At 59.9% G+C, this 372-nt stretch carries 1 protein-coding gene; it reads right to left on the reverse strand.

The window, feature by feature from the left end; genetic code table 11:
* A partial coding sequence (locus tag IEJ02_RS48050) for a beta-ketoacyl synthase N-terminal-like domain-containing protein (RefSeq protein ID WP_191070541.1) occupies positions 1–372 on the reverse strand: 372 nt, incomplete at both ends.

Raw genomic sequence — 372 nt, forward strand, 5'->3', positions numbered from 1 at the left:
CGACGACGAACACGCCGTATCAACCGTCAAAGACGGCCCCTCCAGGCCCAGCACATACGACACACGCCCCGACGCGATCGCCCCCGACGCACTGTTGAAGACATAGTCGTGATACATCATCCCGGCGAACACACCGGTCGAACTGCCACGCAGACCACGAGGATCCACCCCGGCCCGCTCCAACGCCTCCCACGAAACCTCCAACAACAACCGCTGCTGAGGATCCATCGTCAACGCCTCATTCGGACTGATACCAAAGAACCCGGGATCGAACTCCCCCGCCCCATACAAAAACCCACCCTGATCCACATAACTCGAATCAGGACGCCCCCCCGTCACATCCACCAAAGAACCCAGATCCCAACCACGATC

The organism is Streptomyces sp. 5-10 (assembly GCF_014712245.1).
GTDB lineage: Bacteria > Actinomycetota > Actinomycetes > Streptomycetales > Streptomycetaceae > Streptomyces > Streptomyces violaceusniger.